Origin of the sequence: Flavobacterium sp. (genome assembly GCF_044339515.1) — a bacterium.
Taxonomy (GTDB): Bacteria; Bacteroidota; Bacteroidia; order Flavobacteriales; family Flavobacteriaceae; genus Flavobacterium.
In genome coordinates this window covers 48,334-68,303 of sequence record NZ_JBIIVK010000010.1, presented here as the reverse complement: position 1 = coordinate 68,303, position 19,970 = coordinate 48,334, and the positions used below count along the sequence as shown (strand labels likewise).

At 34.0% G+C, this 19,970-nt stretch carries 15 protein-coding genes and 1 pseudogene; 7 read left to right on the top strand and 9 right to left on the bottom strand.

Annotated features, from left to right (window positions below; genetic code table 11):
• The first annotated feature begins 182 nt into the window (after positions 1-182).
• The 3 genes from ACIQ0M_RS04375 to ACIQ0M_RS04365 are packed head-to-tail and all read left to right on the top strand — an operon-like array spanning position 183 to position 2,397.
• Positions 183-809: a CDP-alcohol phosphatidyltransferase family protein gene (locus ACIQ0M_RS04375; protein ID WP_396150105.1), complete on the top strand. Its 627-nt coding sequence runs from the start codon at positions 183-185 to the stop codon at positions 807-809.
• Positions 802-1,755, top strand: coding sequence for a phosphatidate cytidylyltransferase (locus ACIQ0M_RS04370; RefSeq protein ID WP_396150103.1), 954 nt, complete (start codon positions 802-804; stop codon positions 1,753-1,755). The genes ACIQ0M_RS04375 and ACIQ0M_RS04370 overlap by 8 nt, the downstream gene beginning before the upstream one ends.
• Positions 1,756-2,397, top strand: coding sequence for a lysophospholipid acyltransferase family protein (locus tag ACIQ0M_RS04365; protein ID WP_396150101.1), 642 nt, complete (start codon positions 1,756-1,758; stop codon positions 2,395-2,397).
• A gap of 64 nt (positions 2,398-2,461) precedes the next feature.
• Here ACIQ0M_RS04365 and ACIQ0M_RS04360 read toward each other — a convergent pair whose 3' ends face one another.
• The 3 genes and pseudogenes from ACIQ0M_RS04360 to ACIQ0M_RS04350 form a co-directional block, all read right to left on the bottom strand.
• Positions 2,462-4,729, bottom strand: a complete 2,268-nt coding sequence (locus ACIQ0M_RS04360) for an aconitate hydratase (RefSeq protein WP_396150099.1) — start codon at positions 4,727-4,729, stop codon at positions 2,462-2,464.
• 225 nt (positions 4,730-4,954) lie between these two features.
• Positions 4,955-6,079, bottom strand: coding sequence for an acyltransferase family protein (locus ACIQ0M_RS04355; protein WP_396150097.1), 1,125 nt, complete (start codon positions 6,077-6,079; stop codon positions 4,955-4,957).
• Positions 6,054-7,199: pseudogene (locus ACIQ0M_RS04350) on the bottom strand (acyltransferase family protein). Before ACIQ0M_RS04350 ends, ACIQ0M_RS04355 begins: the two are co-directional and overlap by 26 nt.
• A gap of 22 nt (positions 7,200-7,221) precedes the next feature.
• Between ACIQ0M_RS04350 and ACIQ0M_RS04345 the strand changes: the two are divergent.
• Positions 7,222-8,373 (top strand): hypothetical protein, encoded by a 1,152-nt coding sequence (locus ACIQ0M_RS04345; RefSeq protein ID WP_396150095.1) that lies wholly within the window; start codon positions 7,222-7,224, stop codon positions 8,371-8,373.
• Positions 8,374-8,376: 3 nt separating this feature from the next.
• On the opposite strand, the gene ACIQ0M_RS04340 is transcribed toward ACIQ0M_RS04345, so the two are convergent.
• Genes ACIQ0M_RS04340 through ACIQ0M_RS04320 form a run of 5 tightly spaced genes read right to left on the bottom strand, consistent with a single transcriptional unit; the run spans position 8,377 to position 14,720 of the window.
• The gene (locus tag ACIQ0M_RS04340; protein WP_396150093.1) at positions 8,377-9,498 is read right to left on the bottom strand and encodes an acyltransferase family protein; all 1,122 of its coding nucleotides are present in this window, start codon (positions 9,496-9,498) and stop codon (positions 8,377-8,379) included.
• 18 nt (positions 9,499-9,516) lie between these two features.
• The gene (locus ACIQ0M_RS04335) at positions 9,517-10,470 is read right to left on the bottom strand and encodes an AAA family ATPase (protein ID WP_396150091.1); all 954 of its coding nucleotides are present in this window, start codon (positions 10,468-10,470) and stop codon (positions 9,517-9,519) included.
• Positions 10,471-10,505: 35 nt separating this feature from the next.
• A complete protein-coding gene (locus ACIQ0M_RS04330) occupies positions 10,506-11,918 on the bottom strand; it encodes a peptidylprolyl isomerase (protein WP_396150089.1) in 1,413 nt (470 codons plus the stop codon).
• Positions 11,902-12,753, bottom strand: a complete 852-nt coding sequence (locus ACIQ0M_RS04325) for a hypothetical protein (RefSeq protein WP_396150087.1) — start codon at positions 12,751-12,753, stop codon at positions 11,902-11,904. The genes ACIQ0M_RS04330 and ACIQ0M_RS04325 overlap by 17 nt, the downstream gene beginning before the upstream one ends.
• Positions 12,753-14,720 carry a peptidylprolyl isomerase gene (locus ACIQ0M_RS04320; RefSeq protein WP_396150085.1) on the bottom strand — a complete coding sequence of 656 codons (1,968 nt, stop codon included), beginning with the start codon at positions 14,718-14,720 and terminating at the stop codon, positions 12,753-12,755. The genes ACIQ0M_RS04325 and ACIQ0M_RS04320 overlap by 1 nt, the downstream gene beginning before the upstream one ends.
• 186 nt (positions 14,721-14,906) lie before the next feature.
• Between ACIQ0M_RS04320 and ACIQ0M_RS04315 the strand changes: the two genes are divergently transcribed.
• From ACIQ0M_RS04315 to ACIQ0M_RS04305, 3 genes are all read left to right on the top strand, one after another.
• The gene (locus ACIQ0M_RS04315; protein WP_396150083.1) at positions 14,907-16,496 is read left to right on the top strand and encodes a peptide chain release factor 3; all 1,590 of its coding nucleotides are present in this window, start codon (positions 14,907-14,909) and stop codon (positions 16,494-16,496) included.
• Positions 16,497-16,616: 120 nt separating this feature from the next.
• A complete protein-coding gene (locus ACIQ0M_RS04310; protein ID WP_396150080.1) occupies positions 16,617-16,829 on the top strand; it encodes a signal peptidase in 213 nt (70 codons plus the stop codon).
• 50 nt (positions 16,830-16,879) lie between these two features.
• On the top strand, positions 16,880-17,614 hold the full coding sequence (locus ACIQ0M_RS04305) for a tyrosine-protein phosphatase (protein WP_396150077.1): 735 nt from the start codon (positions 16,880-16,882) through the stop codon (positions 17,612-17,614).
• Here ACIQ0M_RS04305 and ACIQ0M_RS04300 read toward each other — a convergent pair.
• Positions 17,603-19,969, bottom strand: a complete 2,367-nt coding sequence (locus ACIQ0M_RS04300; RefSeq protein WP_396150075.1) for a GumC family protein — start codon at positions 19,967-19,969, stop codon at positions 17,603-17,605. The two genes, ACIQ0M_RS04305 and ACIQ0M_RS04300, sit on opposite strands and share 12 nt — an antisense overlap.
• Between the last annotated feature and the right edge of the window lies 1 nt (position 19,970).

The following is a 19,970-nucleotide window of genomic DNA, read 5'->3' as shown; positions in this document are numbered from 1 at the left end:
TTTTTCTATAAAATGGCATACTAAGATTTAAGCTTTTCCGGCAGCTGCTATTAACTTTACAATAGATTAGTTATGAATAAGTTTGAGTAATTATTTACAATTATTCATACATTATTAATAATTTTATTACTTTAGTCAACTAATTTCATTAATTAAATTAATTTTTTGAAAAGACTAATGTAATGAATCAAAATAGAAGACCGGTCACTACCAGAGATAATTCGTTGGTTAAGAAAATTGCATCATGGTGTGCTAAAAATGGCTTATCCCCAAATTTTATTTCTCTATTGAGTATTGTGTTTTCTGCAATCTCACTTTTGGTATTTTATTTCGAAAGTCAATTAATGTATAATCATGCCGTATTGATGATAATCGCAATCGTTGGCATTCAAGGGAGATTGTTGATGAATCTTTTAGATGGAATGGTTGCTATTGAGCATAATAAAAAATCTGTAGTTGGCGGATTGTATAATGAAGTTCCAGATAGAATCAGTGATTCTGTTATTATTTTCGGTGCAGGATTATTAATAATGGATTTTCCTTATGGCATTCATCTTACTTATTTAGCGATTATCTTATCAATCTTTACGGCATACATTAGAACTTTAGGAGCCTCATTAAATACACCACATTTTTTTAGTGGACCAATGGCAAAACAACATCGAATGGTTCTTATTTGTTTGGGTTGTATTGTTGGCATTTGGTATCTCCCCGCCTTTTATTATGCGTTGATAATTATGAACATTGGATTAATAATTACTTGTGTGAACAGATTGCTTAAAATTGTAATTTTTTTAAAGAATGAATGATTTAATTAAGATTGATATCGTTGAAAAAAAAGAACTGCTCATTGTCGTTTTTTTAATTTTTGGTATTCTCACGTTCGCAACAATTCTGTTTTTCGTAATTGGTAAATTAAAACCCAATGCCAATTTAACTGAGCTAAAAGCCAGAACAAAATCGTGGTGGGTTATGGCTACCATTTTTGTAGGTGCAACTTTAATCAACACAACTATTTCTTATATTGCTATTGGTTTGCTATCTTTTATGGCATTTAGAGAATTATACTCGGTGTTAGGTTTTAGACAATCTGACAGAAGAGCTATTTTCTGGGCATTTATTGCTATTCCAATTCAATATTATCTTTCCTATATCGGATGGTATGGTGCTTATATTATTTTTATTCCGATTGTGATGTTTTTATTTCTTCCGTTACGTCTCGTGTTGAAAGGAGATACTACAGGAATTATTAAGTCGATGGCTTCACTTCATTGGATTTTAATGTTGACTGTTTTTGGTATAAGTCATATGGCTTATTTACTTTCACTTCCAGAAATTGAAGGTTTTTCAAGTGGCGGAAGAGGATTATTATTGTTTTTGGTCTTTTTAACTGAAATCAATGATGTGATGCAATTCACTTGGGGAAAATTAGTAGGTAAGCACAAAATAATTCCAAAAGTTAGTCCGAATAAAACTTGGGAAGGGTTTATTGGCGGAATAATTAGTACTACAATTATAGGCTACTTTTTAGGATTTTTGACACCTTTATCAACCGGACATTTAATTTTTGTGAGTTTTATGATTGCGATTTCAGGTTTCTTTGGAGATATTGTAATGTCATCTATCAAACGAGACATTGGTGTAAAAGATATGGGTAATTCAATTCCTGGTCACGGCGGAGTCTTGGATCGAATCGATTCTTTAGCTTACACGGCTCCTGTTTTTTTTCATCTTGTTTATTACATCGCCTATTAAATGCAAAAAATAATTTTACAATTAACGTATAGTTTTACCGTCAGAGTTTTTCTGAAATTAATTGTTGGAGTTAAATTTGATAATGCAAAATTTCTACTAAAAGAAAAACAATTCATTATTGTTGCCAACCACAATAGTCATTTAGATACGATGACCCTTTTGGCATCATTACCCAGTGCTGTCATTCATAAAGTTAAACCTGTTGCAGCCGCCGATCATTTTGGAAAAACCAAGTTTAAAGAAAAACTCACTAATTATTTTGTAAATACGTTATTAATTCAACGCAAAAGAGATCATGAAAATCCTGAAAATGATCCGATAAACAAAATGATTAAGGCCATTGAAGATGGTTATTCACTTATTATTTTTCCGGAAGGAACAAGAGGCGAACCGGAGATTCAACAACCTTTAAAACCGGGAGTTGCATATGTTTTAAAAAATAAGCCAAACATCAAATATATTCCTGCTTATATGACCGGAATGGGAAAAGCTATGCCAAAAGATGATAGTTTAATTGTTCCACATAGTTCCACTTTAACTTTTGGCGAACCCACTCAAATTTCTTCTTTAGAAATAAGTGAAATACTTGCTCAGATTGAAAAAGATTTCTATAATTTAAGATTGAAAAATCAAGCGGAGTAATTTTTTTTAAAACAAAAAACTCCCGATTGCTCAGGAGTTTTTTTATAAAATGATATGCTAAGATTTATGCTTTTCCGGCAGCTGCAATTAAATTCAAAGCAGATCCTGCCACAAACCAACCAATTTGACTTTCATTGTAGGAATGGTTGGCCATAATCACATCTTTACTTCCATCCGCATGAACGAATTCTAATGTTAATGGTTTTCCTGGAGCAAAATCAACTAAATCCACAAAATTGATGGTATCGTTTTCTTGAATTTTGTCATAATCGGCTTCATTCGCAAAGGTTAAGGCTAACATGCCTTGCTTTTTCAAATTCGTTTCGTGAATACGAGCAAATGATTTGACTAAAACCGCTTTCACACCTAAGAAACGAGGTTCCATCGCTGCGTGTTCTCTGGATGAACCTTCTCCGTAATTGTGATCTCCCACTACAATCGAAGGAACTCCTGCCGCTTTGTAAGCTCTTTGTACAGCAGGAACAGCATCATATTCACCCGTTAATTGATTCTTAACTGAATTTGTTTTTTGATTAAACGCATTCACTGCTCCAATCAACATATTATTGGAAATATTATCCAAATGACCACGGAAACGCAACCAAGGTCCCGCCATTGAAATGTGGTCGGTAGTACATTTTCCGAATGCTTTGATTAACAATTTAGCACCCATAATATTTTTCCCATCCCAAGGAGAAAACGGCTCCAACAATTGTAAACGTTCTGAAGTTGGACTAACTGCTACTTGAACTCCACTACCATCTTCGGCAGGAGCTTGGTAACCCGGATCTTCGGCATCAAAACCTTTAGGTGGCAATTCGTTTCCGGTTGGTTCGTCTAATCTTACTTCTTGCCCGTCTTCATTAATTAAGGTATCAGTAAGCGGATTGAAACCTAAATCTCCGGCAATTGCTAAAGCAGTTACCAATTCAGGAGAACCCACAAATGCTAACGTATTCGGATTTCCATCGGCACGTTTAGAAAAATTTCGGTTGAATGAATGAACGATAGTGTTACGTTCTTCTTTCTCTGCTCCTTCTCTATCCCACATTCCGATACATGGTCCACAAGCATTGGCAAAAACTGTTGCACCAATTTTATCAAACGTATCGATAAATCCATCACGTTCAATGGTGTAACGAACAGTTTCTGAACCTGGTGTGATAGTAAACTCAGCTTTTGTTTTTAAATTTTTGTCTGCCACTTGTTTGGCTAAGGATGCCGCACGAGCAATATCCTCATAAGAGGAATTGGTACAAGAACCAATCAAACCTACTTCAATTTTTAATGGCCAATTATTCTTAATAGCTTCCTCTTTCATTTTAGAAATTGGAGTTGCTAAATCCGGTGTAAAAGGTCCGTTTAAATGAGGTTCTAATTCCGATAAATTGATTTCAATTACTTGATCAAAATACTGTTCCGGATGAGCATAAACTTCCGGGTCTGCCGTTAAATGTTGAGCTACTTTGTTGGCAGCATCAGCCACATCCGGTCTTCCTGTTGAACGTAAATAACGATCCATTGAAGCATCATAACCAAAGGTAGATGTAGTTGCCCCAATTTCGGCACCCATATTACAAATCGTACCTTTTCCGGTACAAGACATTGCTAAAGCTCCTTCTCCAAAATATTCTACAATTGCTCCGGTTCCTCCTTTTACAGTAAGAATTCCGGCTACTTTTAAAATTACATCTTTTGGAGCTGTCCAACCTGATAATTTTCCGGTTAGTTTAATTCCGATTAATTTTGGAAATTTCAATTCCCATGCCATTCCTGACATTACATCCACCGCATCAGCACCACCTACTCCGATGGCCAACATGCCTAATCCACCCGCGTTAACAGTGTGTGAATCGGTTCCAATCATCATTCCGCCCGGAAAAGCATAATTTTCTAAAACTACTTGGTGAATAATTCCTGCTCCCGGTTTCCAAAATCCAATTCCGTATTTATCGGATACAGAAGAAAGAAAATCAAACACTTCATTACTTTGTTGTTTTGCACGAGCTAAATCGGTTTTTGCATCAACCTTTGCTTGAATTAAGTGATCACAATGAACGGTAGTTGGTACCGCTACTTTGCTTTTTCCGGCATGCATAAACTGCAACAAAGCCATTTGAGCTGTAGCATCTTGACACGCAACTCTGTCCGGTGCAAAATCAACATAATCTTTTCCTCTGGTGAATGCTTGGGTTGGCGTTCCTTCCCATAAGTGTGAATATAAAATCTTTTCTGACAAAGTAAGAGGCCTTCCCACTAACTCACGTGCTTTTTCCACACGCTCGCCAAGTGTAGCGTAGACCTTTTCAATCATTTCTATATCAAATGCCATAATAAATAAGTGTTATTTGTTTGTGGTGCGAATTTACGAAAACGTTAGAACATTGTAAAATTATTAGTGAAATATATCTTTTAGAAATCATTTTTTACAGAAATTCTATTTTTTAGATATTATTTTCAATAAAAATCAATATTATGCCGTTAAAATACAAATTTGGCAATATTAGAAACCTATATTATCAATATCGTAAAATCAGCATTGAAAAAGTGCTCTAAATCAGTGATTTTTACCAGAACTAAAATTCAGAATTGGTTTTTCTATGAATTTATACAGCAAGGTAGCCAATAAAAAAGTAAGTACTAAATAGCAAAACATGAACATAGGCAATTGATTCATCGAAAGCTTATCTGTTGGAAAATAAAATCGAACCAATTGAAGAATGACACTGTAATGAAGTAGGTAAAGAGAATAGGAAATAGTACTTATAAAAATAATCGGGTTTTGAACAAAAGTGATTGTTGTGGTTTCCCATTGTGATAAAAGGGGAAGAAAAAACAGTACCATTAAAGAAGTGAGCGGCAAATAAAGTATGTTCCAAAAGTTGGGATAATTTTCAATCGTGAGTTGAAAAAAACCAACACCAACAAATAGAAATCCGAATAAAATCATTCCTAAAAACGCAAAGGAAAACTTTATTTTTTTCCAAAAAGTTGGAAGATTTAATGAAACCCAAGCGGCTAAAACACCCATAAAAACAGCATCTAAACGATAAATCACGACGGCTTTTAAGTCCAAATTCCACTCGTTTAACGTTGTATTTTGGGTGGTAAGAGCGTAATAAACTTTAGTGAAAACAAAAAATAACGTCAATCCTAAAATTACAACTAAAAAGAACAACGATTTATGGGTTGGCTTGACAATCTTCGATTTGAGGTAAAGAGTCATTGGAAACAATAAAAAGGCAAATACGCCTATCGGAATGGGCCACGATTCCGGAAAAAAGGGTAACATCGTACTACTGAAATTTTGAAGAAAGATAAAATATTTCCACCAATCCGAAACAGCATACCCAATGATAAAACTGATGATTAAATTTAAAATCAGTACTAAATAATAGTTGGGTAATAGGCGAAAAGCTCCTCTTTTAAAAAAATTTAGAATTGAATTTACCGTAAAATCATCTTCACTATACATTCGATATAGAATTCTTCCTACCAAGAAACCGCTCAAAACAAAGAAAACCTCAACGCCAAGAAAGCCGCAAAAAAGTCCAACTTGTGCAATCAAACTTTGACTGGGCGGATAAATCAACATACAATGTCCGAACAATACCATCAAAATAGCGATGGCTCGCAGAAAATCTAATCCGAAAATGCTACCGCTTGAAGATTTTTTTTCCATTTAGTTTAAAATTAGAAACTCTGAAAGTATTGATTGGTTTTTCAAAATAAGTATAAAAAAAGTATCCCAACGTAAAGGTAATCAACAGATAAACTAGCGTAAAGATATGTAATTCCGAGAGTGAAAAAGAACTTGTATCAATAAAATATTTCATCAAAAAAAGGACTATACTATAATGAATCAAATAGACCGAATAGGACAAATTGCATAAAAAGGTAACGATATTACGAACCTTTTTTGATGCTTTATTCCATGAAAGTAACATCGGTAAAAAACACAGAACAATCAACGAAATGAAGGGAAGAGCAACAATATTCCAAAACCAGGCGATTGCATTCAAATTAAAAAACAAGAGTAATAGGATGAAAAAAAGCAGTAGCAAAATTCCCAATCCTAAGAGTAAAAAACTTTTCACTTGAAAAAATCCTTTTTATTCAGCATAATAATAACCAAATAGAATACCAAACATCACCGAATCTACTCTGTAAATAACGACGGAACGAACTTCAGCTGTCCACTTTGTCAATGAAAATTCCGGATTTTCAATATGGTAAATAATCTTCAAAAGAATGGAAAGCAGTAATAATCCATAAACTACTATCAAAAAAAAGGATTTTCTAAAGTTCAAACGGACTTGTTTCGCAAAGGCAAAAAGAATGACTACAACCAAAACATAACTCAATTCTTTGATAGGCAAACTCCATGATTCAGGAAACAAAGACGGAATTGGTGTTGAAAAATTCTGAAAAAACAAAAAATACAGCCACCAATCAGAAATGGAAAGTCCAACATAAATAGCAATAAATAGGTTGATAAACAGAATGAGATAATAGCTTGGTAAAATTCTGAATAATCGCCTTTTTACAAAATTGCCAACTTCTTTAAACGTATAGTGTTGGGTTAAAAACTGTTTTAAAATAATGCTTCCTACCAAATAACCACTCAACATTAAAAATAACTCAATTCCGATTAAACCCGAGAAATCCTGCATTTTTCCAATTAAGCCATCGGATTGATAAATCCATGAAATATGAGAGAAAAGCACCAACAAAATGGACAATGACCTGAGAAAATCTAATCCGAAAATTCTTTTCGATGCAACAATTTGATTATCAATCATAGAAATACTTAAATTTGCGGATATGCGAAGAACAAAGATATATAAAATTTTAGCACTGCTAATGGTGCTTTCTATCGTTGGTGGAGGAATTTGGTATGCCCAATTATCAACTCGTCATAAAGCAATCGTAAAGACTACACTATTACACAAAACCGGTTTGGTGGATAACGATTGGAAAGTGGAAAACCATTCCAAAGAATACAAAATGCTATCGCCTACTTTTATCGTGGATGACATTTACAAATCAATGGAAGGACCGAAAGCGTCTAATTATGTCATGTTATCGCAAGATTCAACTTTGTTATGGATTACCGGATATAAAGTAGTGGCTCAAGATGCTAAAACCGGTAAAAAAATGTCGAATGATTTTATTTGCCACATGAATGTGGATATGAATGATTCGAAATATTATTCCACCTTTGGATTGGAAGACCGAATAGGCAAACAATATCCGAGACTGACTTCGCTTTCGCACGGCATGGAAACATTTGAATTTCCGGAAGGGTACGGAGTACCAATAAAAGGAAATGACTTTCTTTATGTAACAACACAAACGTTGAATCACAATATAAAAGAGGCCTATTACAAAGTAAAACACAAAGTTTCTATTTCTTATCAGGAAGATAAAAACATAAAACCGTTGATGAGCAAAACGGCTTTTATCATGTTGCCCTACGACAAATATGATCCGTACAAAAGCCCGACCGATCCGGGTGCTGATTTTTGCATTCCCGTAGAAACCAAAAACCACAGTTATGATGATGGAAGCGGTAATAAACTATCCGGACATTGGGTGATTCCAACCGGAAAAAATACGTATCGTAGCGGTATTAATCATCAATTGGGAATCAAAGACAGTTTGCGTTTGCATGCGGCCGCCATTCACGTTCATCCATTTGCCACACGAATTATGCTGTTTAATAAAACAACTCAAAAACCGATATTTGTGAGTAAAGTAACGAATCACCAAAATAGTATTGGTTTAACTAACATTGAAAATTTTACTTCGAAAGAAGGAATTTGGCTTTATGCGAATCAGGAATATGAAATTGTGTTAGAGGTAAACAATACGTCTAAAGAAGACCAAGACATGATGGGAAGTATGTTTTTGTTTTTTTATGATGAAGAAATGGATGCGATAGTGAATTCAAAATTTATTTCAAAAGCAAAATAACAATTACTTTTTTTCCCTCAAATCAGTCATGGGTCGTTCAAAAAAACGATACAATAAATACGAAAAGACTAAAATGAGCAACCAATACAATAACGTATAAACCAACAACGGAATTCCCTCCAAATGGTCTGAAGGTACCAAAACTTTCATACTGTGCAAAATAATCGTGTAATGCAACAGATAAATGCTATACGACAAAACACTGAGTAAGGTAACAGCATTTAAAACTTTCCTTGACGTAATAGTAATCGTAAACAAATACGGCATTAAACTACAAATGGATACCGAATTTAACGACAGATATAATACATTAAAAAATCCGGGATGCGTTTCAAAAGAAATTCCCCAATAAAAAATAAATAAGTGAAGGGTGAAAATGCCTAAAATACCTAACACAAAAAGTAACTTGGTCAATGTGGCTGAAATCGGGAAATTCACATAAAGGTAATAAGCTAGAAAACCATAATAAATAGCATCCAATCGATACATAGAAACTTTTCTGAGGTTTTCATTCCATTCATAAATAGACGCCAATTGATGGGTTTCGTGAAACCAAAAACGAATGAGTAGCACGACACAAATAATTCCGCAAGTAATCCCCAAAAATAACTTCTTGCGATTGATGGACGGAATGAAACGGATGAACAAATACAGTAAAACCGGACCGATGATATAACAAAATTGCTCTACCGATAAACTCCACGAAATCCTTGAAAAATCGGGTGAATGCGAAAAAAAGTTCTGCAGGTAAACAAAGTACAATCCAATCCGTTCGGGTATTTTTCCATAAATTAAGTACCAAAGAAGGATGTTGATCAGTAATACTAGGTAGTAATTCGGTAAAGTTCTAAACCATCTTCGTTTCCAAAATTCCCGAACATCTTGAAACGAAAAATCTTCTTTTTGAATGAGGCGATAGACAATCTTCCCTATCAAAAAACCACTGATAGCAAAAAAGATTTCTACACCGATAGTCGCCGTAAAATGCATCAACCATTTCACCAATGGCGGATAATTTTCACTAATCCATAACGAATGAGAAAAAACTACTAAAAAAATAGCAAGCGAACGAGCTAAATCTAAACCCGGAATTCGTTTTTCTAAATTAATAGGTAGTCCAAACATCCATTATTGGTTTGGTATTTAATATAACTTTTCGATGATTTTTTCGATAGAAAGTCCTTCGGCATCGGCTTTGTAATTTTTAACAACACGATGACGCAGAATTCCTTCGGCTACAGCCTTAACATCTTCGATATCAGGTGAAAATTTTCCATTAAAAGCAGCGTGAGCTTTGGCAGCTAAAATTAAGTTTTGAGATGCCCTTGGCCCTGCACCCCAATCGATATAATTTTTGATAAAATCGGTCGCTAGATTACTGTCCGGACGTGTTTTAGTTACAAGAGTTACCGCGTATTCAATGACATTGTCTGCTACCGGAATTCGACGAATTAAGTGTTGAAAATCGATAATTTCCTGAGCCGTAAACAACGGATTAATCTCAGGTTTATGGTCAGAAGTAGTACTTTTTACCACCTGAACTTCTTCTGCAAACGATGGATAATCTAATTTGATAGAAAACATAAAACGGTCTAACTGAGCTTCCGGCAACGGATAGGTTCCCTCCTGCTCAATTGGGTTTTGTGTCGCCAATACAAAATAAGGTAAACTCAATTTATAATTATGACCGGCTATCGTTACCGCACGTTCCTGCATAGCTTCTAAAAGAGCTGCTTGCGTTTTGGGTGGCGTACGGTTGATCTCATCGGCCAAAATAATATTGGAGAAAATGGGGCCTTTGATGAATTTGAATGTTCGGTTTTCATCTAAAATTTCGCTTCCCAAAATATCAGACGGCATTAAATCCGGTGTAAACTGAATACGTTTAAAATCTAATCCCAATGCCTGAGCTATAGTGTTGACCATCAATGTTTTTGCTAAACCGGGAACACCGACTAAAAGAGCGTGACCACCGGAAAAAATACTCAACAAAATTTGATCAACCACAAGGTCTTGACCCACAATGATTTTAGAAATTTCTTGTTTTAAATCTTTTCTTTTTTGAACTAAATTTTGAATTGCAGTTACGTCAGACATAATGAGGGTGGTATAGATTTAAGAAATTCGTTAGATTATTTTTTCATCCAGTTGTTCATGAACTGGCAATTTCGGTATTCTCCGTTAATTTTGATATACGTTTCCAAGATTTTTTCGTTCGACCATTTTCCGATTGCTTCAAATTGTTTTTCTTTTAAAGCTAAATCTTTGATTTTAATGTAATCCGTAGCGTAATCCGCAATATGCGAATCGATGCGGTTGGTTACCATTAATAATTTGTATTTTTTCATTTTTCTATAGTCTTCATCTAAAATTGGCACAGAAACTTCATTATCTTTTAAATTTGAAACGTATCCATATAAAGTTGGATCCATTTTAGTCAATTCAAATTTTGAATCCATTGTTTTTGGGTTCAATAAAATACCTCCATTTGCTCTGGTTTCTTTTTCATCGGATAGTGATCTGGCAGCATCTGCAAAAGATAATTCTCCATCCATAATTCGCTGACGAACCAATTGAGCCTTCTCTTTAGCTTCTCTTAAAGCATCGTCGGATACTTTAGGTGTAAGCAAAATATGTCTTAAATCAATTTCCTGACCTCTAATTTTTTCTACTAAAATAATATGATAACCATATTCTGTTTCAAAAGGTTTTGAAATTTCACCTTCATTTAAACTAAATGCGACTTCCTTAAACTCTTTTACAAATTGCTTTTTTCGGTTCATTTTAATATAACCACCAATTGATCTAGAACCAGGATCTTCGGAATAAAGTACAGCTCTCGTTGTAAAACTTGCTCCATTATTCAACACATCATTTCTAATTTCATTTAATTTATCAATTACTTTTTGTTTTTCAACTTGAGTAATTTTGGGTTCAATAACAATCTCAGACACTTCCATTTCTGCTCCAAAAGTGGGTAAGTCTTCGCTTGGTATTTTTTTGAAAAAATTACGTACTTCTTCCGGAGTAATCTCTACTTCTTCAACAACTTTATTTCGCATTTCAGTAGAAAGTTTATTTTGTTTTAACACATCAAAAAAGAACGATCGAAAATCTTCTTCACTTTTTTTGTTATAAAACTTTAGCATCTTTTCTACAGAACCAATCTGGCCAACCATATACGCAATACGCTCTTCCATCATATTGTTGATTTCAGAATCTTTTACCACAATGGTACTGTCTTGCAAGGCTTGGTGAGCATACAAACGGTCTTCCATTAATTTCCCTAACAATTCACAACGTGAAACGTTTTCTGTCGAAATACCTTGACTGGAAAGTTCAATATATTCCATATCAATATCGGAATCTAAAATAATATATTCTCCAACGGTGGCAACGATACCGTCAATTTTCTTTCTTTTAAAAGGTTCAACAGTATCCTTTTTTACCGGAGCATCTTCCGAAATAATTTCTTGTGCTTTGCCTGAAAATGCAAAAGAGACTAGTAAAATTAAGGCTATTGCTGTTTTATTTATAAATTTCATATTTGTTGTTTTTAATGGCATCATCGGTGATTTCCTTCTCAAATTTTTTAATTAAATCTAGTTTTCTTTTGTTTATAATTAATTCCTTTATGGTTGGTTTTACATAGTCAAACGGACTAACTTGATTCTTATCGATAACGTTTCTGATTTTTACAAAATAAACATTCAACGAATCCGGTTGTTGAATTGATTTTCCTTCAATAATAAATTCCTCTCTGTTATCAGGCGTAATAAATGGTAATTTTTTGTAAACCTGATTCATTTCTACCCAAACAGAATCATTTAGAGCCGAACTTTTAAATTGCAGCTGATAGGTTTCCCAAAACTTTTTATCACTTTTTTTAGTATCAAAAAACTTGCCTTTTATCAATTCAAACTTTGGATGGTCTTTGGGTAAGTTGATATATCGCAATCGAATCAAAGAACCATTTGTTTTAAAATTATCTTTATTTTCATTGTAATATGCCTTTATTTCAGCTTCCGAAACGACGGTGTCAACCTCTCGCTTTACAATTTCCTCCAAATAGGCTTTGGTGTATAAATCTACTTTATATTGTTGAATCAGCTTATCAAATTCTTCTTGTTGTTCTTTATCTATGTTTATTTCTGCTGCTTTAATCAGCAATTTTTGTGTCGCCCAACGATCGATAAAATTGCGAACAATCGTGATACTGTCTTCTTTTGAGGTTACTTCCGAAACCAAATCCACTAAATCACTTTTAAACAAATAACTTTCGCCCACTCTGGCCACAGCTTGTGGTTTTTCTTCCGGCTTAAAATAAGAACAAGAAGTAAAAACAAAATACAACAAAACAATGACCGTTGGTTTATTCATTATTTTTTAATTTGACTTTTTACTTCTTCAAAAACTTCTTTGTTGATAGCTACTTTAAACTCTTGCTTTAAATTAGCTACCCAATTCTCTTCCAAATATTGTTGATAATCATTGATGACTCTTCCTTTGCACTCCTCTAATAATTTCGGACCAGCTTCTTTAATTTCATTCGTCTGAACTACATAATAATAGTTCCCTTCTTTTGTAACCTCAGAAAGACCTTTTTGAAAAGCTATCGTTTTAGGCAAAGCCTCATTTCCTTCTTCAAAAACCCCACTTGTTGCCATGATATTAATAACACCGTCCGTGTTTAAAGCGGCTTTAATTTCATCTGCTTTTTTACCTTGCTTCATTAATTTATGTGCTTTCTTGGCAATATCAGCTTTTGTTGACGAAATAACGACAACATCATAACGTTTTTTCCAAAGGTATTTTCCGGAGTTGGCTTTATGAAAAGCTTCTAATCCCAAGGTATCGGTTTTTGATTTTTCCCAGATTTCTTTTTCCATCAAATCAAAAAGCAACAAACCATCACGGTATTCTTCCATAACAGCAGCAAACTCAGGAAATTCATTTTCTAAATTTTCATTGTAAAATTGATTCAATTGAGCATCCAAAAAATTTGAATAATGAAAATCTACCAATGCAGCAATTGGTTTAGGCTGATTAGAATTTTTCTGCTGAGACAGCAAATAATTCAAAAATTGTGTCCCATTTATTTTTGCTTTTGAAAAGGTAATAAATTCACTTTCAAATGTTTTTGTATCTGTTGGTAATTCCCAGGCCGATTCATAATATTTTTCAGTTACCGCTTTTTTAATTTTAGCATACAACGCTTCATTGCGTTTAACCGGATATTTTGCTCTTAATTTTTCGTTCAAAGATTCTGTAATTTTTCTGGAACGTTCATCGCGGCTGATTTTACTTTCCATATCTGCTTTGGCTTCTTCAAATGTTTTGACCGGATGCTTTTCAATTAATTTCATAATGTGCCATCCAAATTGAGTTTGGAATGGTTTTGAAATTTCATTGGGTTTTTGCAATGAAAAGGCAACCGTTTCAAATTCTTCCGAACTCAATTGACCGGAACCAAATCGGTTTAAAACACCTCCTTTTCCTGAAGAAGATTTATCTTGTGAAAATTGTTTAGCCAACGCTTCAAATTCTTCGCCTTGCTGAATTTTGGCATAAATCTCATTAATTGTAGTTTTATTTTTTTCAGCAGCCTCCGGATTTTCTTCCGTTGGATTCATCAACATAATGTGAGCAACTGTTACATCACCTCGGTTATCACGAACATCGGTTACTTTAATTAAGTGATACCCAAATCGCGTACGAACAGGCTTTGAAATGGCACCTACTTTGGTTTGATAAGCAGCCGATTCAAAAGAGTAGACCATTCGGAAAGCTGAAAAATAACCTAAATCTCCTTGATTCTCCTTAGCACTTGGATCTTGTGAATATTGCTGAGCTAAAGCAGCAAATTCTTCACCACTGTCTGCTCGTTTTTTTAATTCTAAAATCTGTTTATAAACTGCTAGCGTATCCTCGGGTTTAGCATTTTCATCTAAAGTGAGTAATATATGTGACGCTCTGATTTCCTTCAAAGATCGGGCATAACCTTCCTCTAACAATTCTTTGGTAACTTTAGAGTCCGTTAAGTAATTTTTTGAAAGTTGCGTACGATACGACTTTAATTCGTTTTGGTATTTCGAATTATTTTGCAAACCCAATTTATTGGCCTTGTTGATTTTCAATTTATAACCTACAAAAAGTTCTAAATAATAATCGAGGTCCTTTTGCGATTCGTCTTTGACCAAATCTAAATTTTTATTGTAAACACGAACAAATTCATCCGTATAATATGGATTTTCATCAACTGTAAAAAGTACTTTTTTAGGCGATTGAGCGAAAGCAAAAACAGAAAAAAGAATTGAAATTCCCAGACAAAAATGTTTTTTATTCATTTTCAAAAAATTTAATTAAAGATTTATATCAATAAGCGATAGCTTTACCTATTGCAACCCACAAAATTAACAATTCAAATACATTAAACAAGAATAGCCACTACTATTAACAAAAATTTATTAACGAAAAATGTTTATACTTTTTTGACTAAGAAATAGTACTTTTGCAAACCTTTACAAAGAGATATGAGTTTTACAGAAGAAATCAAACGCAGAAGAACGTTTGGAATTATTTCGCACCCCGATGCCGGAAAAACTACGTTGACCGAAAAACTGTTGCTTTTTGGCGGTGCAATTCAAGAAGCAGGTGCTGTTAAAAACAACAAAATTAAAAAAGGAGCAACTTCCGATTTCATGGAAATTGAACGTCAGCGTGGAATTTCCGTGGCTACATCGGTACTTGCTTTTAATTATAAAGATAAAAAAATCAACATCTTAGATACACCGGGTCACAAAGATTTTGCCGAAGATACGTTTAGAACCTTAACCGCTGTTGACAGTGTGATTGTGGTGATAGATGTTGCCAAAGGTGTGGAGGAACAAACGGAAAAGTTGGTGGAAGTATGCCGCATGCGAAACATTCCAATGATTGTTTTTATCAATAAACTGGACCGAGAAGGAAAAGATGCCTTTGATTTGATGGACGAAGTAGAAAAAAAACTCAAACTGCGTGTTACGCCGTTGAGTTTTCCAATTGGTATGGGCTACGATTTTCAAGGAATTTATAACCTTTGGGAAAAAAACATCAACCTTTTTAGTGGCGATAGTCGGAAAAATATTGAGGATACGATAGCATTTTCAGACATTAATAATCCGGAATTAGATAAAATTGTAGGCGAAAAAGCAGCCATCAAATTAAGAGAGGAATTAGAATTGATTGATGAAGTATATCCACCATTTTCAAGAGAAGAATATTTGGAAGGCGATTTACAACCCGTATTCTTTGGTTCGGCTTTAAATAATTTTGGCGTTCGCGAATTGCTCGATTGTTTCATCGAAATTGCTCCATCTCCCCGACCAAAACATTCAGATACGCGTTTAGTTGAACCAACGGAACAAAAAATGTCAGGATTTGTGTTTAAAATCCATGCCAACATGGACCCCAAACACCGTGATCGATTAGCATTCATTAAAATTGTTTCGGGAACTTTTGAACGGAACAAGCCTTATTCGCATGTGCGTTTGAACAAAAGTTTAAAATTTTCCAGTCCTAATGCTTTTTTTGCTGAGAAAAAAGAAATTGTTGACATCTCCTATCCGGGTGATATTGTAGGTTTACATGACACCGGAAATTTCAAAATCGGTGATACTTTGACAGAAGGAGAAGAAATGAATTTTAAAGGGGTACCGAGTTTCTCGCCGGAACATTTTCGCTATATCAACAATGCCGACCCCATGAAAGCCAAACAATTGGAGAAAGGGATAGACCAATTAATGGACGAGGGTGTAGCACAGTTGTTTACCCTAGAAATGAACAACCGAAAAATCATCGGAACAGTGGGAGCTCTTCAATATGAAGTAATTCAGTACCGTTTGGAACATGAGTATGGAGCAAAATGTTCCTATGAAAATTTTCCGGCTCACAAAGCGTGTTGGATAAAACCCGTTGATCCAAAAAGTGAAGAATTTGCAGAATTCAGAAGAATCAAACAAAAATTTTTAGCCCATGACAAATACGGACAATTGGTTTTTTTAGCCGACTCTGAATTTACAATCCAAATGACACAAAGTAAATTTCCAAATGTAAAAATGTTTTTCACCTCCGAAATGGAGTAGTTTTGAATGATAGTCAATGTTAATGTAGAATTTATTTTACAACATTTATTGTCAATAAATACATTAATTCGTTCTTTTTTAAAAAATGATTTATATATTTGCAACTTATTAAAGTGGTTTATGAAAAGTATTTACAAAATTTACATCCTTACATTTTTATTATTGTCTGACTTCGTTCTATTCGCTCAACCGGGTGACGATGACGGAGGTGGAGGACTAGAAGGTGATGATACACCGGCAGCTCCAATAGATGGAAAACTAATATGGTTAGCATTAGTAAGTATTTTGTTCGCGTTTTACATTTTGAACAAAAGAGCACAAAAAACTGAATAATACAAGCCCCTTACTAAAGGGGTTTTTTTATAACTATTCACTATTATATTTTGATTTTCTTCAGTAAAAAAAAATCATTTCTAAAAGATTTAATTCCGGATAACTTTATAGACATTCACTCCCATTTGATACCTGGTATTGATGATGGAGCAAAAACCGTTGATGATTCAATAAAACTCATTTCGCAGTTAAAAAAGATAGGTTTCCTTCATTCAATCACCACGCCACATATCATCCATAATGTTTGGAATAATTCACCTGAAACCATCAAAAATGGTGAGAAATACCTAAATGATGTTTTAAAAGAAAAGGAATTCAATTGCAATGTAAAAGCAGCTGCAGAATACATGATGGATACTTATTTTTTGGAACTTTTACAAAAAGAAAAACTATTAACCCTCAAAGACTACTACATTTTGGTGGAAATGTCATACCTAAATCCACCCTTACAATTATTTGATATCATCTTCGAAATACAAGTAGCCGGTTACAAACCTATTTTAGCTCATCCGGAACGTTATTTATTTTATCATAATAACTTGGATACCTACCATAAACTAAAGAAAGCGGGGTGCTTATTTCAATTAAATTTACTTTCAGTTACAGGATATTATGGTGAAAGTGTTGCGAAAACTGCACAAAAACTTCTCGAAAACAACATGATAGACTTTGTAGGTTCAGATGTTCATCACCTAAACCACGTAGAAAGTTTTGAAAACCGAATAATTATCAAAGAAGAAAGCCATTTAATCCAAGCTATACAAAATAATCAACTATTTCTTTGAGCTAAATATTCTTTTATACCAAGGCTTTACCTCAGTTTCAACTCCGTAGCCATAACCATAGCCGTAGCCATAGCCGTAACCATAACCGTAACCATATGTCTTTTTCCAATCGGTATCGTTCAGCAAAATAGCCATGTTAGGCAACTTCTTCTCTTTGTAAAGTCCATCAGCAAATTTCAACATACGTTTATCAAGATAGTTAGCACGCATAACATAAATAAAAGCATCAGCATTTTTAGCAACAAGCAAAGTATCTGTGACCATACTGACAGGTGCAGTATCAACTACAATATAGTCATAGTCTTGTTTTAATTTTTCAAACAAATCACTAAGTTTGTTATTCATCAATAACTCAACTGGGTTGGGTGGTATTACTCCGGATGGCAAAGCGTAAAAGTTTTCATATCCATCCAACTTTACGATAAACTCATTAATATCAGCATTGTTTTTGGTTAGAAAGTTAGTCAATCCTTTAGAAGGCAATTGAACATACTGCTCTAATTTAGGATTCCTAATATCTAACCCAATTAACAAAACTCTTTTTCCGGAAAGAGCGATGGTGGTTGCTAAATTAATCGATACGAACGTTTTACCCTCCTTGGGAATCGATGATGTTACAAAAATAGTTTTGCATTTATCCTCAGGAACATGAGATAAAATAAATTCTAAGTTGGTTCGAACTATTCTTATCGCCTCGGCTGAACTTGAACGACTATTCGCTTTTATAATCTGATCACTTGAATCTGATTTAGGAATATCACCCAAAATGGGAATAGAAACTTTTCCTTCAATATCTTGTCGAGTTTTGATTTTAGTATCCAATAGAAACATCAAATAAATAATTCCAAATGGAATCAATAAACCAATCACGATTGCCCCTAAATAAAATATATTTCTGTTAAGCGTTACTTGACCTGTTGCATATGCGGAATCAATCACTTTTGCTTTGGGAGAAGTAACAGCCAAGGATATGGCCGTTTCCTCACGCTTCTGTAATAAATACAAATACAACGACTCTTTAATTTGCTGTTGACGTGCGATACCTTTAAAAATTCTGTCAACCGTAGGTACCCTATTTACTTTACTGTTGTAACGACTCTCTTGACGAGATAAATTATTTTTTGTAATACGTAAAGAAGCGAGCTGACTCTTTAAACCATCAATGATACTTGATTTTATACCGTCTAACTGCTTGTCAATATTTTTTACCTGAGGGTTTGAAGTTGTACCGCTTTTGAGTAAACGTTGTCTTTCTAAAATCAATTTATTGTGTTGTTCAATTAAACCCGCAGCAGGGTTAGTTGGCAAATATATTGCAGGAACCAATTCTTGTGAATCAGACCTGGAAACTGATTTCAACAATTCACTCACAATACTTATATCGGTTTCGGTCTCCAAAACCGAACGCTCGTATTCTGCTGCACTGCTTAAGTTTAAAGAGGCGTCTTCGTCCAAATTGGTCAAACGATTCTCTTTTTTAAATGTCTCGGCGTTTTTTTCAACACCTTCTAACTCAGATGTAATGATTTCTAATCGTTCATTAATAAACTTCTCAGTTGATTTAGCGATTTGATTTCTGTCAGCAACAGCATCTTCATTATACTTTTGTATAAGCATGTCGATGTAATCAATACCCTTTTGTTCAACATTATCAACGATACTCAATTGGATGACATTCGTTTTATCTTGATTTACAATTTGAATCCTATTGCTGTAATCATTAGCTTTATTGACTAATTTTGATTTAATGACAAAAATATCGTTATCAAAATCTTCTACATCAACTACCTTTTCTACACTAAAAACACCTAGATTCGATTTAATCAACTGTCCATAGGTATACTCTTGCCCTTTTGTCTTATTAAAATTGAGAATTTTAAACTTTTCATTCGAAACGGGAGAAACAACAAAAGAAGTATCAATGGTATGATAGCGTTTTGACTTTTCTTTAAAATTAATTTTAAGTGGTAAATCCTTATATAACTCAGGATTTATAACACGACCCTCAACATAATAGGTCAAATCTAATTCTAACTCCGAAACTACACCTTGTGATAGAGTTTTGGATTTTAAAATCGCGATTTCGTTATCCACATTGTTCTTTCCGGCAAATATATTCAAATCACTAAAAGCAGAAAGTTCACTGGAACCACCTTTCTTCTCATCCTTAATCAATATAGTGGCATTAACACCATATTTAGGCACGGAATAACGCAAATAGAAATATACGCCAATGAAGCTCAACAAAACTCCCAAAACAAACCATTTCCAATAAGACAAATAAATGAATACTTGCTCCTTAATATCAACACTATTTTGAGTTGAATCACCTGTAGGTAGTGGGGAATTTTGCATA

Coding starts and splice junctions, on each gene's coding strand:
- ACIQ0M_RS04300 (WP_396150075.1), bottom strand. CDS start 19,969: ATGCAAAATTCCCCACTACCTACAGGTGATTCAACTCAAAATAGTGTT.
- ACIQ0M_RS04375 (WP_396150105.1), top strand. CDS start 183: ATGAATCAAAATAGAAGACCGGTCACTACCAGAGATAATTCGTTGGTT.
- ACIQ0M_RS04315 (WP_396150083.1), top strand. CDS start 14,907: ATGAGTTTTACAGAAGAAATCAAACGCAGAAGAACGTTTGGAATTATT.
- ACIQ0M_RS04345 (WP_396150095.1), top strand. CDS start 7,222: ATGCGAAGAACAAAGATATATAAAATTTTAGCACTGCTAATGGTGCTT.
- ACIQ0M_RS04325 (WP_396150087.1), bottom strand. CDS start 12,753: ATGAATAAACCAACGGTCATTGTTTTGTTGTATTTTGTTTTTACTTCT.
- ACIQ0M_RS04335 (WP_396150091.1), bottom strand. CDS start 10,470: ATGTCTGACGTAACTGCAATTCAAAATTTAGTTCAAAAAAGAAAAGAT.
- ACIQ0M_RS04370 (WP_396150103.1), top strand. CDS start 802: ATGAATGATTTAATTAAGATTGATATCGTTGAAAAAAAAGAACTGCTC.
- ACIQ0M_RS04365 (WP_396150101.1), top strand. CDS start 1,756: ATGCAAAAAATAATTTTACAATTAACGTATAGTTTTACCGTCAGAGTT.
- ACIQ0M_RS04360 (WP_396150099.1), bottom strand. CDS start 4,729: ATGGCATTTGATATAGAAATGATTGAAAAGGTCTACGCTACACTTGGC.
- ACIQ0M_RS04320 (WP_396150085.1), bottom strand. CDS start 14,720: ATGAATAAAAAACATTTTTGTCTGGGAATTTCAATTCTTTTTTCTGTT.
- ACIQ0M_RS04355 (WP_396150097.1), bottom strand. CDS start 6,079: ATGGAAAAAAAATCTTCAAGCGGTAGCATTTTCGGATTAGATTTTCTG.
- ACIQ0M_RS04340 (WP_396150093.1), bottom strand. CDS start 9,498: ATGTTTGGACTACCTATTAATTTAGAAAAACGAATTCCGGGTTTAGAT.
- ACIQ0M_RS04330 (WP_396150089.1), bottom strand. CDS start 11,918: ATGAAATTTATAAATAAAACAGCAATAGCCTTAATTTTACTAGTCTCT.
- ACIQ0M_RS04310 (WP_396150080.1), top strand. CDS start 16,617: ATGAAAAGTATTTACAAAATTTACATCCTTACATTTTTATTATTGTCT.